Origin of the sequence: Oribacterium sp. HCP28S3_H8 (assembly GCF_052064775.1) — a bacterium.
Lineage (GTDB): Bacteria > Bacillota > Clostridia > Lachnospirales > Lachnospiraceae > Oribacterium.
Genome location: NZ_JBQHUZ010000002.1, coordinates 241912 through 256157 on the forward strand (window position 1 = coordinate 241912; position 14246 = coordinate 256157).

At 47.8% G+C, this 14246-nt stretch carries 15 protein-coding genes; 4 read left to right on the top strand and 11 right to left on the bottom strand.

The features are described 5' to 3' along the window. Positions 1-101: 101 nt before the first annotated feature. Together glgB and ACTNEN_RS03235 are read left to right on the top strand one after the other, a co-directional pair. Complete coding sequence (gene glgB / locus ACTNEN_RS03230; RefSeq protein WP_441204637.1) at positions 102-2057, top strand: 1,4-alpha-glucan branching protein GlgB; 1956 nt, start codon at positions 102-104, stop codon at positions 2055-2057. Between the two features lie 249 nt (positions 2058-2306). After that, positions 2307-3098: a tRNA threonylcarbamoyladenosine dehydratase gene (locus ACTNEN_RS03235; RefSeq protein WP_441204638.1), complete on the top strand. Its 792-nt coding sequence runs from the start codon at positions 2307-2309 to the stop codon at positions 3096-3098. An 82-nt stretch (positions 3099-3180) separates the two neighbouring features. Here the strand turns inward: ACTNEN_RS03235 and ACTNEN_RS03240 are convergent, their stop codons facing one another. The 11 genes from ACTNEN_RS03240 to ACTNEN_RS03290 all read right to left on the bottom strand — a co-directional run bounded on the left by ACTNEN_RS03240 (position 3181) and on the right by ACTNEN_RS03290 (position 13135). Next, positions 3181-4389 (bottom strand): DUF6382 domain-containing protein, encoded by a 1209-nt coding sequence (locus ACTNEN_RS03240; RefSeq protein ID WP_441204639.1) that lies wholly within the window; start codon positions 4387-4389, stop codon positions 3181-3183. Continuing rightward, a complete protein-coding gene (locus ACTNEN_RS03245; protein WP_441204640.1) occupies positions 4370-4612 on the bottom strand; it encodes a hypothetical protein in 243 nt (80 codons plus the stop codon). Before ACTNEN_RS03245 ends, ACTNEN_RS03240 begins: the two co-directional genes overlap by 20 nt. Next, positions 4599-5072 carry a hypothetical protein gene (locus tag ACTNEN_RS03250; RefSeq protein WP_441204641.1) on the bottom strand — a complete coding sequence of 158 codons (474 nt, stop codon included), beginning with the start codon at positions 5070-5072 and terminating at the stop codon, positions 4599-4601. Before ACTNEN_RS03250 ends, ACTNEN_RS03245 begins: the two co-directional genes overlap by 14 nt. Before the next feature lie 47 nt (positions 5073-5119). After that, positions 5120-5887, bottom strand: a complete 768-nt coding sequence (locus ACTNEN_RS03255; protein WP_441204642.1) for a hypothetical protein — start codon at positions 5885-5887, stop codon at positions 5120-5122. A 178-nt stretch (positions 5888-6065) separates the two neighbouring features. Next, on the bottom strand, positions 6066-8114 hold the full coding sequence (locus ACTNEN_RS03260) for a DUF5702 domain-containing protein (RefSeq protein WP_441204643.1): 2049 nt from the start codon (positions 8112-8114) through the stop codon (positions 6066-6068). Next, complete coding sequence (locus tag ACTNEN_RS03265) at positions 8101-8298, bottom strand: Flp1 family type IVb pilin (RefSeq protein ID WP_441204644.1); 198 nt, start codon at positions 8296-8298, stop codon at positions 8101-8103. Before ACTNEN_RS03265 ends, ACTNEN_RS03260 begins: the two co-directional genes overlap by 14 nt. A gap of 53 nt (positions 8299-8351) precedes the next feature. Next, positions 8352-9734, bottom strand: coding sequence for a hypothetical protein (locus ACTNEN_RS03270; RefSeq protein WP_441204645.1), 1383 nt, complete (start codon positions 9732-9734; stop codon positions 8352-8354). 3 nt (positions 9735-9737) lie between these two features. Then, positions 9738-10529 (bottom strand): type II secretion system F family protein, encoded by a 792-nt coding sequence (locus ACTNEN_RS03275; protein WP_441204646.1) that lies wholly within the window; start codon positions 10527-10529, stop codon positions 9738-9740. Then, positions 10465-11640, bottom strand: coding sequence for a CpaF family protein (locus ACTNEN_RS03280; RefSeq protein WP_441204647.1), 1176 nt, complete (start codon positions 11638-11640; stop codon positions 10465-10467). Before ACTNEN_RS03280 ends, ACTNEN_RS03275 begins: the two co-directional genes overlap by 65 nt. A gap of 10 nt (positions 11641-11650) precedes the next feature. After that, positions 11651-12649 carry a hypothetical protein gene (locus tag ACTNEN_RS03285; protein WP_441204648.1) on the bottom strand — a complete coding sequence of 333 codons (999 nt, stop codon included), beginning with the start codon at positions 12647-12649 and terminating at the stop codon, positions 11651-11653. Between the two features lie 72 nt (positions 12650-12721). Beyond that, entirely contained in the window at positions 12722-13135 is a 414-nt protein-coding gene (locus tag ACTNEN_RS03290; protein ID WP_441204649.1) for a prepilin peptidase, read from the bottom strand. 293 nt (positions 13136-13428) lie between these two features. On the opposite strand from ACTNEN_RS03290, the gene ACTNEN_RS03295 reads away from it, so the two are divergent. Further along, the gene (locus ACTNEN_RS03295) at positions 13429-13611 is read left to right on the top strand and encodes a hypothetical protein (RefSeq protein ID WP_441204650.1); all 183 of its coding nucleotides are present in this window, start codon (positions 13429-13431) and stop codon (positions 13609-13611) included. Continuing rightward, on the top strand, positions 13608-14009 hold the full coding sequence (locus tag ACTNEN_RS03300; protein WP_441204651.1) for a DUF488 domain-containing protein: 402 nt from the start codon (positions 13608-13610) through the stop codon (positions 14007-14009). Before ACTNEN_RS03295 ends, ACTNEN_RS03300 begins: the two co-directional genes overlap by 4 nt. The last annotated feature ends 237 nt before the right edge of the window (positions 14010-14246 follow it).

Here is a 14246-nt window from a genome sequence, read left to right on the forward strand (position 1 = left end):
ATTCTGCACAAATCTGTTGGTCGCATAAGTTTATATTTTGTAATATAATAAAGCTATTGATAGATCAGGATACGGACGAGTATCGGCATTAAGGAGGATATATGGTTAGGAAGTCAAATCGCTCTGCGGGTAAGGCGACGACAAAAAAAGCACCTGTAAAGCAGCTGGATCCGGTTTTTCTGACGCAGCTTGACAGATACCTTTTTGGAGAGGGCAGAAATTATAAGATTTATCAGAAGATGGGTGCCCATCCGGCTGTATTGGATGGAAAAAAGGGAATGCACTTTGCGGTATGGGCACCGCATGCCAAGGCTGTTTCGCTGGTTTGTGACCGGAATCACTGGGATCCGTCGGCGAACTATATGCTTCCGCTGGAGGACAGCGGGATCTATGAGGGCTTTATTGAGGGCATGGGGTTTGACGAGATCTACAAATATGCAATCACCACCCAGCAGGGAGATATCCTCTATAAGGCAGATCCTTACGGCTTTTCTGCAGAGTTCCGCCCTGGCACGGCATCTAAAACAGCAGATATTGATAACTTCCGCTGGACAGATCAGAAATGGATGACGGAACGTGCTGCAAAGCCGACATTCGCACAGCCGATGTCGATTTACGAGTGCCACCTTGGCTCCTGGAAAAAGACCGATAATCCTGAAATGAATGGCTTTATGAATTACACGGAGGCGGCAAGGGAGCTTGCAAGGTACTGTAACGATATGGGATACACCCATGTAGAGCTTATGGGTATCGCGGAGCATCCTTTGGATGCTTCGTGGGGATATCAGGTGACCGGATATTATGCACCGACCTCACGGTATGGCACGCCAAAGGAGTTTATGTATCTTGTGGATTATCTCCATCAGCATGGGATCGGAGTAATTCTTGACTGGGTACCGGCACATTTTCCAAAGGATGCGCAGGGACTGGCGGATTTTGATGGAACACCGACGTATGAATATGCTGACCCGAGAATGGGAGAGCATCCGGACTGGGGAACAAAGATTTTTGACTACTCTAAAAATGAGGTGAAAAATTTCCTGATCGGCAATGCACTGTACTGGTACGATGAGTACCATATCGATGGACTGCGGGTGGATGCAGTGGCTTCGATGCTGTATCTGGATTATGGACGTAAGGCAGGAGAGTGGGTGCCTAATAAGTACGGCGGAAATGGAAATCTTGATGCCATGGAGTTCTTTAAGCATTTAAACTCTGTAATCCGCGGACGGAAGGATGGAACCATCATCATTGCGGAGGAATCTACCGCATGGCCTAAGGTAACGGCGGCGCCGGAGGATGACGGGCTTGGTTTTACCTATAAGTGGAACATGGGCTGGATGCATGATTTCCTGAATTATATGAAGCTGGATCCGCTGTTCCGTAAGGGCGCGCATAATCTCATGACCTTTGGTATGAGCTATGCAACCTCGGAAAAGTTTATCCTGGTACTCTCACATGATGAGGTGGTTCATCTTAAGTGCTCGATGATCAATAAGATGCCGGGAGAGGGCAAGGATAAGTTCAGTAACCTGAAGTGCGGCTATTTCTTTATGTTTGGTCATGCCGGTAAGAAGCTGCTCTTTATGGGTCAGGACTTTGCCCAGTATCATGAGTGGGATGAAAATGCTCCGCTTGACTGGTTCCTTTTGGATGAGCCGGATAATAAGGATATGCAGAATTTTGTCCGGGATCTGCTGCATCTCTACCGTAAATATCCTGCGATGTACGAGCTGGATGATTCCTGGGATGGATTTGAATGGATTAATGCCAATGATGCGGACCGGTCAATTTTCAGCTTCATCCGTAAGGACCATACCGGCAAAAACAGTCTTGTATTTGTAGTCAATATGACGCCGGTAGCGCGGGATGATTATATGGTCGGCGTACCTAAGGCCGGTAGATATACCTTGCTTTTTAATGAGCATGGCACCGTAAAGCCGAAATCATGTAAAACTGTATATGTGGCCAAAAAAGGAGAATGTGATGGAAAGCCGTATCGCGTAGAGTATCCGCTTCCGCCTTATGGATGCGCAGTATTTCGGTTTAATTATTGACCTTGTCTTTTCCGGTTATCTTTTCCGGTGCATAAATGGCATCCGTGCGTGACGTAGTTTCTGAGCCGATCGACGTTACATAGCTGCAAATAAGCCGCTCGCTGAGAGATCATTTGATCTATACCAGCTGGCGGCTTTTGTTGTGAAAAAGGATACCGTAATTTTCCGATGTACATGCGCCACTTGACAATCGGTGAGAATCCATTAAGATTAATATCGCTCTTTTGGTATATCAGGAAGGAAGTGACGATGTTAAATCAGTTTTCAAGAACCCAGCTTGTCCTTGGTGGTGAAGCCATGGACATTTTAAAGCATGCCAGGGTTATTGTTTTTGGAATCGGCGGTGTCGGTGGCTATACGGCAGAGGTGCTGGCGAGATCGGGTGTAGGAACCATAGATCTCGTGGATGATGATCTGGTCTGCCTTACCAACCTGAACCGTCAGTTGATTGCAACCCGCAAAACCGTGGGGAAATATAAGGCTGATGTTATGGCGGAACGTATCCATGAAATCAATCCGGACTGCGTTGTCAATGTACATAAAACTTTTTATCTTCCGGAGACGAAGGATGAATTTGACTTCTCAGCATATTCTTATGTAGTAGACGCGGTGGACACGGTAACTGCCAAGATTTCTCTTGTTATGGCAGCAAAAGAGGCAGGTGTCCCGATTATGAGTTCTATGGGTGCCGGCAATAAGCTGGATCCGACAAAGCTTGAAGTTGCGGATATTTATAAGACATCGGTGGATCCGCTGGCAAGAGTTATGCGGCGAGAGCTTAAAAAGCGGGGAGTGAAGCATCTTAAGGTAGTGTATTCCACGGAGAAGCCTCTGCGGCCGCTGGAGGATATGGCAAACAGCTGCAGATATCACTGCATCTGTCCACCGGGGGCAAAGCATAAATGCACGGATCGGAGAGACATCCCGGGTTCCGTTGCGTTTGTACCACCGGTTGCGGGGATGATCATCGGAGGAGAAGTCGTCAAGGATTTGACGAAAGATGCCCGGCTGAGAGCAAGAGCAGCAGAAGCAGATGCATAAACGAAGCAGTCGTAAGCTCACTGATAAAGTGAGATTGCGACCGCTTTTTTTTGCGACAGCGTAAATTTCTTTTCTACAAGACTTACTCCTCGGGAAGCTTTGCCATCAAAACATCCAGTGCGGTGACAACTGCGCATCCAATTTCCAGCACGAGGATCAGGGGAAACAGCCGCTTAAAAACGGCAGCGCCCTTCAGAAACCATATAAGAGAGGGGAGAAGCGCCATAAATGCAAGGCTTAGGATCAGCTTACGGTGAATTGCCCGGTCACGCTTTTCTATATCCAGAGTTTCCTTAAGCTCCTTGGATTTGGGCTTTTCTGATGCAGATGCAGAGGAAGCTGGTTCAGCTTTGTTTGTTTTATGAAATAAAGCTTTGATAAAGCTGCCGCTGCCCACTTTTGAAAGGTCGGATACCTCAGGAAATTCATTATCCTTAAGACTCACCGTTTTGCAGCAGGTATTTTCATTTTGAGGGGAAAGCGGATCAGGCTCCCGGTCAGATGGAAAGGTGTACAAATCCTCATGTGTCCAGTCATCCTCGGAATTATGGATCAGACCATCCTGGGTGCCTGCTTCAGACGCAGTGAGTAACGGTGCCTCCTCCCGCAGCATAAGGATCCCGTCTTTTATTTCCGTAAAGGGCATATCCTGCGTCCTGCTGAGCGCTTGACTTTTGTTAGTGAGCCTGGTAGGTTCCTCTGACGCCTTGGATTCTTTTTCCAGATTGAGATCGGTAATGTGGATCAGAGACTGTATGGTAAAAAAATCCTTGGATGATTCCTGAAACAGCGAATATGCAAGGATTACGGTTCGGTCCTGAGAGTAATCGATCTGCTCCAGGATGAATTTCAGCATCCGTTTCAGGTCCTCTGTAAAATTAATTTCCTGTCCGGGGAGCAGTGTATAGTAAAAGCACTTTTTTTCTTCATCAAAAAAGACGGTATCCGGAGAGAGCAGGAGAGAGTTTTCAGAAAGGAAGTATTCCTCCAGAGTTGTCAGCATGGCATCCAGAGAATGCAGAAAGTCTGCGATTTCCGGATACACCATAAGACGGTTTTGATATCGGGCTCTAAGACATTCCAAGCCGGAAACATCATAGCGCATGGCAGGCTCACCAGTGCTCTCATCGAGATGCACCGGAAGTGCAGAGGGAATCTGCGAGTGGAGGAGCATATTCAGCTCGTGGCTTTCCTGACTCAGAGATACTGGAGAAATTGTCATATAGCTATGCTTAAGAGTACGCTCCGTCGTCAGTGTTAAGTTTGTCAGATTATTTATCGGCATGTTCATTTTTTTCCTCGTTTTTTTCCTTTTCTAATAATGTGACACTTCGGATAAAGTCCTCCGGACGGAAGCCTTTACTGCCACCCTCCTCATGACTTTCCACTTCCTCCTGCAGCAGGGCTCTGGTCTCGGTTATGACCTGTTTGTTCAGCCGGATGGTACTGCTTGTCAGAGTTAACATGACCATCATGGATAAGGCAAAGATATAGGCTGCTTCAATGGTATGCATTTACGGAACCTCCCAGAAGTAAGATCAGTGCGGGCAGCATACAGGGAATAAAAGGAATGGTCTCGTGCTGCAGACTCCTTTTACGGAAATGAGCCGGGAGGATCATCAGGATGCTGACGATTGCACTCACAAATATACCAATCAGCAGCAGGATCAGGATTTCCCGGAAGCTTAGAAATAAAGCAGAAAGCACAAGAAAGAGACCATCACCGATACCCAATGCGCCTTTTGTTAAAATAGATAAGCCAAGCAGCAGACATCCCGGCAGAAATCGTAGAAGTGCTTTAAAAAGAAAAGTTATGGTGACAAAGGTTCCGGCATGCAGGCAGGCATAAAAAAAGCAAGGTATGCCGGTGAGCAATGCCAAAATAAATAAGAGGACAGGGACGGATTTTTTATAAAGGTCACAGACTGCCGCGGTTAGAAAAAATAATAGGTAAACCAGTGTAGATATTGCCATTTTTATGAGATTCCTTTCTGAAACTTTGAGGATTTATCAGGGGGGGGTCAATCGGCTCCGCATCGGACACAAGGGTGTCTGCCCTGCGCTTTTGCCTTGGAAAGCGGCATTGACTGCGGCTTACTTTCCATGGAACGACAGTCAGGGTCACTATGAAAGCTGCTGCCGTTTTCCGTGCAGTAGATTTCACCGTTAAGAGTTGGGCGGCAGATGGCACAGGCAGTCAGGGTTCGCCCTTGGAATCTGATTTTGCCGGGATCAGATCCCCGGTTTTGAGACGGGATACTTATAACCGCATGCGTGAAATAACTGCAGGAGAGTGATGTATGATAGACATTTCCAGGGTCCTGACCATAACCGACATATACAAGAGGATCTTCCGGGGAACCATCTGAAATGGGATCTCCCCAGCGATATCCGGGGGCACCGATCCAGGCTCTGCGGGAGGCGGTTACCTGCTGTGGGAGACTATGGAGCCCAAGTATGGAGAAAGGCATGATTGCATCATAATTTACAACAAACTGAATGTTTTCTTCATTTAGTTTTGTGTCACTGTAAAGATCAACAAGCTGCATACCGGGCATATGCAGCTTGTCCCGGAGAGCGGCATGACTCATCACAAGCTCCAGGTCCCCGATGAGATCCGGATTTAAACCGATTTTATCTGAGAGCTTCTGGCTTTTTTCCAGATATTTATATTTGGCTAAGCGCTCGACATGCTGTTCCAGTACAAGACTGATTTTCTGATGCCGATGAAGGATCAAGGTAGGTACAATCAGTACCGTGCCTGCCATGATAAAGAGGCTTAATGCCAATGCAGCTTCTATTGTAAAAGAGCAGGAACAGCGGAAACAGAGTAACTTTTCTATGAGTGTTTCCAATGATTTCGGTAGTGATGTTTGTACTTGGAGTGTACGTTTTTGAAATTTGATGGAAGGGGTGCGCTGTTCCATGCTCTTATTACTGTGATTAACAAAAATAGGATTTTTTAATTTACTGTGTATCATTTCCATAGCTGTAAAAGCTGTCAAGCTTTATTGCGTAGGACTCGCGGCTGCTTAAGTCCTGTCCGGCAGCAAAGCGAAGGATGCCAATGCTATACATAGAGTGTCTGGCATTGATTCCCGCCTTTGTACCAATGGCATAGAGACAATGGTCGATGGCAAAGGATCCTGATGGCTGAAATTTGCCGGAGTCCAGGTTCTTTTCAATCCGGGAGAGCATCCTAGTATTTATAACATCCTGGTGCAGAAGTCCTTCACCATAGAGAAAAGCCCTAAGATAATCCCGGTAACTGAGCCCGTGCCCCTCGGAGCTTCCGGATGAAGGTCCACTCTCTCTGAAAAGGAGTAGATCTTTTACATCAATACTCCAGCTTTGCTTATTATGTATCAGTGGAACCCGCCCGCCCGAAAGCAGTGTCCGGACATCCATAATTGCCTGTGCAAGCGCCCAGACGCCTAGTACAAAAAAGGTAAAAACCGGTATGAGAAGCGGAGTGCCTGCGGTGACAAGGAAGGTACTGACAAAAGCTCTTGCTTCCGCCTTGCGTCCCGGGTCACTGTAGAGATATAGAAGATTCAAGCCTTCTCTTACAGCAATCAGCTTTGTGACCATGAGGGAGAGATTTTCCCGATCACTTGCTTTGCCGCCGAGCAGGTACTCAAGCTCCAGAGTCCCTGCACCGCTGGGTGGCAAGCCTTCGGAGTTATCTTTTATGTGGAATCCATTGAAATAATGCAGCGCATATTCGCCGATCAGAGCGAGCTCCACTGGATTTGCTTCAGAGTCAGCAGTAAAACGTATTTCGGTATCGTGCAAAGCTGCATCGGATGGAAGCTCCGCACCCTCAGGCAGTACCAGGGAAAGAAGATTTTCTGAAAGTCTGTCTTTGAGATTTTCCAGCGTCCGCGTATTGTTATGGTTTATTTCACTGGTCTTGACATTGTAGCGTATGAGTGACAGGCTCTGCCACTCCGAGAGAGCAGAGCGATAGAAGGCATCGATTTCAGCTGAAAAATCATAATCGGAGCCGTCTTCATCCTCGTCTTCCTCAGCCTCTGCGATCGCTTCTGCCAGCCAGTCCTCAAAATCGGAAACATCAGAGCAGATCTTGTCAATATGCCGATGGAGTGCTTCTGCTACCGCAGGGATCTGTTCTACCTTCTGCCGGATCTGCCCGTTTCTTAGGGTATAGTTCTCGTATCCTGCGAGCTCGGACTCTACGATGCGAATGGAATCGGGACCTAAAGATGCCCGGGTATCCTCTAATTTCTGTTTTAGCTCTGCAATTTCGATTGACAGCTCATCTGCCGCCTTGGAATACTCGGAAACGGCAGCAGGAAATTTGTCAAGCTCTGCCTTCAGCACGTCAGATGCCCGGTAAAAAGCATTCGCATCCTGCCGGGAGAGCGCAGCTTCCCCATCTGCATGGAGGGAGATACTGCTTTTTGACAGGGCTGCAATGTGATTAAGGGCATTTTCAACCCGGACAAGATGCCGGGTATCCAGCTGATATTCTGTCTGAATTTTCTGCAGGTTCTCCATATCGGCAGCTCTTTTGGTGAAATCTGACAGGCTTTGCGACAGATCAGACTCATTCAGTCCTGCTTCATTAAAAGAAAGCAGCTGGTCCATAAGACCATATTTCATGTAGTCCAGTATTTCTGTTTCAAACACGGTATCCTCGCTTAGGTGTCGATGCCCGTAAAAATCCAGATGATCCTCACTGAGTCCGGACGGAAAGAGATCCCGGTTCTTAAGGTAGGGCTCCATGAAATCATAGAGCTCCTCTTGCAGGTCTCCTTCGTCACGGTATTCCAGTCCGAAGATACGATAGTTCTCCCATAAAGGTCGATGGTATTGGGAAAACAGAGATTCCATCCCGCCATTGAGCGCCACCTGCATATAATAGCGGTGAGCAGCGGTACGGGAGATTTCCGTAATACCCAGAACCAGCCCGGCGATGAGAGCAAAGGACAGAGCAAGAAATACCGTGACGGAAGCATCTGCTCTTTTAGATGCAGGATTATGCCCAGACATCACTTGCGGCAGAATCAATCTGTTCTACGATGGTGTTAAGCAGTCCGACGATGTATCGTTTAAAGATCGCAACCAGAGCAATCAGAACGATCAGGATCAGCACGACCTCAATCGTACCGATGCCGGACTCGTCGGAAATAAGATAATGCAGCATGTTTCCTGGGGTAAGTTTTTTGTTTTTCATAAACAGCTCCTTACAATAAATAGATTTATATTGATTACGATATGTACCTCAGATTATGTGAATGAAATCATCGCAGGTACAATCACGATCATCATTACAATGGCAAGCATCATAAACAAGGGAAGCAAAAGCCTCGTGCCGGCCTCCTCACCGAGACGGAGAGCAGTACTTTTGCGAGTTTCAAAGGCATCCTCCATCTCAAGTTTTAACTGCTGACGGAGAGCCTGTCCGCCGTTTCTGCGATTCTGCTCCAGGATACTGATGAGCCTGGTGTAGGGTTTAAGATTTATTCGCCTTGCAAAGGCAAGATACGCATCAGACTCGGGGACATTACGGTTAAGTTCCGTATCTAAAATCTGCAGCTCCTGAAACAAGGGACGGTTCTCTACGATACCGTCATGAATCAGTGACTGATAGTGCCGGCTGATCTCAAGGAAGGCATTTCGCAGAGTAAAGCCGGCGCCACTGTATACCATGAGCTTGGAGACAAGCTCCGAATAATCCAAAAGGAGAGAGCTTTCCCTTTTTTTCTTTGCGTCCTTCTGTTTTTGACCTTGACGAAACCAGAGGAGTACTGCGGCGAGAACCCCGAGACATGGGAAAAGCATCCAGTCAAGCTTCAGAGGGTCATGGAAAGAGAGAGGGTATCCGTCTAGTTCAGATGGAAGCTCATAGTAGTCAGATGCGGGATTGTTCAGATCCTGCTCTTCCAGCAGCTTTTTTAAATTCCGGATCATGCGCTGCTTCCGGGTATATGTCCTGGGTACAACATTGACATAGATCTGATAGGGCTCGGACTTATACCGGCGATCTGCATATTCCGGGGATTCTGTTGGATCAATTTCGGAACTCATTATGAGGGACAGATATCCGGTAATCACAGTGCCCTCTGCCAAATCCTGGTTATGTACTGTCCCGTCATGATCAATGAGATTTCGCCAGGTCCGGTAGTAGGTCGGATCTTTTTTATCCCCCTGAAGAGATTCCGGATAATAATCCCAGGAGAGGCGCACTCCATATTGTGGGAGCGTGGCAGGGAGTTTCAGATCTCCGGAGAGTGCAGCAAGGCTGTCCCCCTCTGATACAATCAGAGACTCGATTTTTTGATAGATCTCAGCAAACACCTGATTGGCTTCGGCCATGGTGTATTTTTTGGAACTTACGGAAACCTCGACAGAAAGAGAATCCTCCTCCGGGAGTCCATTCACTATGAGCGGAAAGCTCTGCCCGGGGCTTCCGTAAGATCCGCGCGGCAGGCGTGTACCGTGGATCAGAGCGCTTTCTCCTATACCGGCGAGGAAAGTGAGTACTGCCAGTACGAGAGAGACGCCGAGTACCATAAGCTGCTTTTTTACAAGACTTCTGGGAATCTTTCTGATCCAGAGGTTTTTAGATACCGTAAGTTTTATCCAGTTCTTTATTTTACGTTTCATCATAGCTTAGACACGGATCTCCATGATTTTTCCCGATATCCAGATTGCGAGAAGATAAATCCCCAGGCAGACCGTCATAACCACGCGTCCTGCTAAAGTTTTATAGAGCACAGTGAAAAAATCCGGAGATGTCACATTCATGTAGAAGATAATGAGGAAGGGTACAAGGTTCATGATTTTCTGCTCATATTGCCTGGATGCATTGAGCGTCAGGATCTCCTCGGAAATGCTGATTCTGTCCCGGATGATTCCGGAGGTATGTCCGATGATCTTGACAAGCTCTCCACCGTTTCGTTTTGCCGTACTGTAGATTTCGGCAAAGCTCAGGATGTCATCTACAGACGACCTGCGCGCAAAGTCTGTCAGCAGGGATTCCAGAGACTGATGCATGTTAAGACCATTGACGATGCCCTGAAACTCTCTAACGATCATGGCATCCGACCCCAGAAGCTGCCGTAGCTCCGGTAGAGAGGAGCGGAATGCGTTTTCCGTGGATAAGCCTGCGGACAAAAATGAAGACAGGATGCCAAGAGCATCCCGAAACTCAAGGAGCAGCTGCTGTTTCTGTTTCTTGACTAGAGATCGCCGCATCAGATAAGGATAGGCAGCGGCAGCAGGCAGAAGGATGAGAAAGGCAAGGATGTTCTTATAAAAGGTGTAGGATACCGCCAGGTCCATAGCGAGTGCCTGCGTAAGCAGCTTGAGATATTGGATCCATGTGAAGTGGTACTGATTATAGTCTGGTCTTGAACTTATGCTGGTTCTGGAGCTCACCTGTTTTGATAAGAGTCGTTCCATCAAAGGAAAAGAGTGCTTTTGTTTTAATTTCATTGTTTTCAAGTCCTGTTACCTCGGATATTTCCATGACACGGCGTTGATGATCCCGGGTTCTCCCTAAATGAATGATGATTTCAATGGCGGAGGCGATCATGCTGCGGATCGCGGGAAGTGGCAGATCTGCGCCTTGCAGTACCATTGTTTCCATCCGTTTCAGCATGTCCTTGCCGGAGTTGGCATGTCCGGTCGAGAGGCTGCCATCGTGTCCTGTATTCATCGCATTAAGCATATCGAGCGCCTCTTTGCCGCGGATCTCTCCTACAATGATGCGGTTTGGTGACATCCGGAGGCTTGCCCGGATCAGATCCTGGATGGAGATGGCACCCTGTCCTTCGGAGTTTTTGTTACGGGTTTCCAGGCTGACGAGATTGGGAATGTGCTGCAGCTTAAGCTCCGCGGAATCCTCGATGGTGATGACACGTTCAGAATCCGGAATGTAGGCGGAAAGTGCATTTAAAAAGGTGGTTTTACCAGAGTTTGTGGCGCCGGAAATAAAGATGTTATAGCCTGCCCGGATCAGCTGACGGAGAAATTCCGCCGCTTCCGGGGTGATGGAGCCCCATGCGATCAGCTTTTCCATGGTGATGGGTTCCGGAAACTTCCGGATTGTCATGGTGGCTCCCTTTAATGCAACCGGAGGCAGGACTACATGGACACGGGAGCCATCCGGGAGACGCGCGTCCACGATGGGGGTGGAGGTGTTTACCGTACGATTGACCTGGGACACAATGGTCTGTATTACCTCCTCAAGCTGATCCGGCGTTTCAAACTGCCGATTCCAGCGGGACATTCTGCCGTTTCTCTCTACAAAAATCTCTTCCGAGGAATTGATACAGATTTCTGTTATGGAAGGGTCATCCAGCAGCTCGGACAGGAGGTCCAGTCTCCGGAAGCTGTTAAAGATGGCGGAGCGGAGATAGAGCCGGGTTCTAAGGTCCAACTCCGGGTGGAGCAGCATCAGAGCGTCAATTCGCTGATAGAGGTCATCGTCATTTAATTCCAGTCCCTCCGGCAGATTTTCCAAAAGCTGTCTACGTAGTGTGAGCTTCAGCTGATCTGTTTGAGAAGTCATACCGGGTCTACTACTCCTTTACAATGTTATCAATTAATGCATGACTTAGCTTCTGCAATGATCCGTCCAGAAGGAGCGGCAGACTGGTGATTTCCGCGGATTCTGCGACAGGTGGCACAACCAGGCGGGTGATGCCTTCCGGCAGGTATTGATTTCCAAGACAGGACTCAAAGTGATGAAGCTTGGCAAGACTTCCCGGATCTGTCCGGACGGGAAGAAAAAGGTGCTTTGATATAGGTAGGATCTCCTGAAACCTGGATGTAATGGAATCAGTGTCCAGTACGAGATAGTCATAGCCGGAGCCATCCAGCAGAGATTCGATCAGAGCCTTAAGATCATGTGAGGAAAATAGCTCAAGGTCTCCTGGAGAGCGGCATGGCAGAAGCATGTCGATTTCGTGGAGATGCAGCACAGCTTTTTTAAGAAGCTCCCCGCAGGATGATTTGTCCTGCTTATAGAAATACAGCAGGTCGGAAAGTCCAGTGTCGGGAAGAGGCTGATCGTTAAGTAATGCAGGTAATCCGGAGTTTTCCTCCATGGAGAGATATAGCGTCCGGTGAGCTTTGTTAAGTTCGTGCGCGAGACTTAAAGCAAGCCTCGTCTTCCCCGACTGTCCGATCGGACTGAATACAGTGATGAGCTCCGTGCTGCCATGGGCGGAAAAACCGTTTTTATCTGTTGCGCTGCCTAGGTACTGCATGAGCTCCCGGAGAATGTTTTCACCGGATTGATACCGGTAAATGCTCCGGCTCTCATGGAGACTGGAGCCGGACTGCTCTGTGAGATACAGAAACTCCCTCGCAGGGATCTGTTTAAGATGATCGGTTTCCTCCGGTACGGAGAGCAGGATGTCAATCCTTCGTTTCCTGGAAAAGGTCAGCAGTGTATCGAAATCACTGAAGCTGTATACGGTAAAAGGAAGTGGAGAGCGATTTCTGACATAATCTGTAAAATGCTTTGTATAATCCGTGTTTCGGTCGTAGAGTACCAGTGTTTTTTCCATTCGCATGGATTTCGTTCCTTCCTGTGATTTTTTGATATATCCTCATCCGCTTCCGGTGCTGCGCTGTCGGGATGCGTTTTAAGGCAGCAGCAGAACGCCGGGCAGAAGAGTTGGAATCGCGCCCAGTAGTAAGGGTTGGGCAAAGGGCACGGTTTTCCTGTGAAAGAGAAGCATTTGTATCAGGGCAATGGCGCATGCGGGAAGCAGGACTCTGGCTCCGTCTGTGATGCCAAGGAAACTTAGCACGATGGCGGACAGCTTGAGATCACCTGCTCCGGCGCCTCCCAGATAAAAGACGGGGCAGAGCAGCATAAGAGCAGCTATAAATGTCAACAGATACTTAAGCTGAGACAATAAAGAGAAGGGCAGCAAAAGTGCACCTGAGAAAACACCCATAAGGATCAAGGGGTTTGGGATAACACGATATTTCGTGTCATAGTACGCTGCAATCAGCAGCAGCTGTAAGAGAATAAGTAATCTGCTTTGTTCCATATGACCTCCGTCTGTAGCCACAGTATACGTGAGGATCCGTAAAGCTCCTATACTCCATATTTGGATAATATTCATAAAAGGATATTAGCTTTTTATGGATAATATACTGGATTGTAAAACTGTCAGATCGTAAATACAGGAGTGTAAGGAGTGGAGATACGGTCGTAAATATCAGAATACCGGAATTTTAAAGAGAAATTATACAGATTCAACAAATCGTATGTTTGTAACACAGGTTACGGAAAAGCAGGCACTGCGGAACTACAATCTAAGGCATGAGAGGAGGAGAAACAATGGTTCCGATATATGATCCGTATCACTGTCCATGTCATAATACAGACTGTGAGCGTTACTGCGACTGCAAGCCCTGTGTGGATTTCCATCATAAACAGAGCCGGTATCCGCTGACGGCATGCGAACGTCTGGCAAAACAAGAGGGTACACTGGAGGGAAGATATCAGGAGGCGCTTAGATGAATGAGCTTAAAATCAAGAGAGCGTATCAGCCAGCAGAAGAGTCCGATGGCATGAGAATCCTGGTGGACAGGCTCTGGCCGAGAGGGGTATCCAGGGAGAGAGCAAGGCTCGACCGCTGGGCAAAGGAAATTACGCCGACACCGGCGCTCAGGAACTGGTTCGGACATCAGCAGGAGCTTTTTGAGGAGTTTAGCTGGAAGTACCGGCAGGAGCTCTCGGAAAATCCCGCGGCGGAAGCATTCGCAAGGGATATTGCGGCAGAGCTTAAAACGCGTAATGTAACGCTTGTGTATGCGGCAAAATCAGAAACCTGCAACCATGCTCTTATTTTACGGGACTGGCTTCTGGAAACCATGCATGGTAAAGCAGCTGATGAGAGTAACGATGCAGCTGACTAATATATGAGGTATACAGAAAATGGTTTGGGCTTTAGTTTATCCTTCCTTTAGAAAGTTCACAAATCTTTCATAGAAGAAATTAGCACTCAATGCTTGACAGTGCTAACAACTATGCTATAATGATAATCGCTGACAGAGGAGCTCCTGCGAGGAGCACTCCGCCAGCGATTCTTTTATTATCCGAAGGCTGCCGGGAGATCTGGCGGTTTTCGGTTTACATATATGTAATGAGCATAT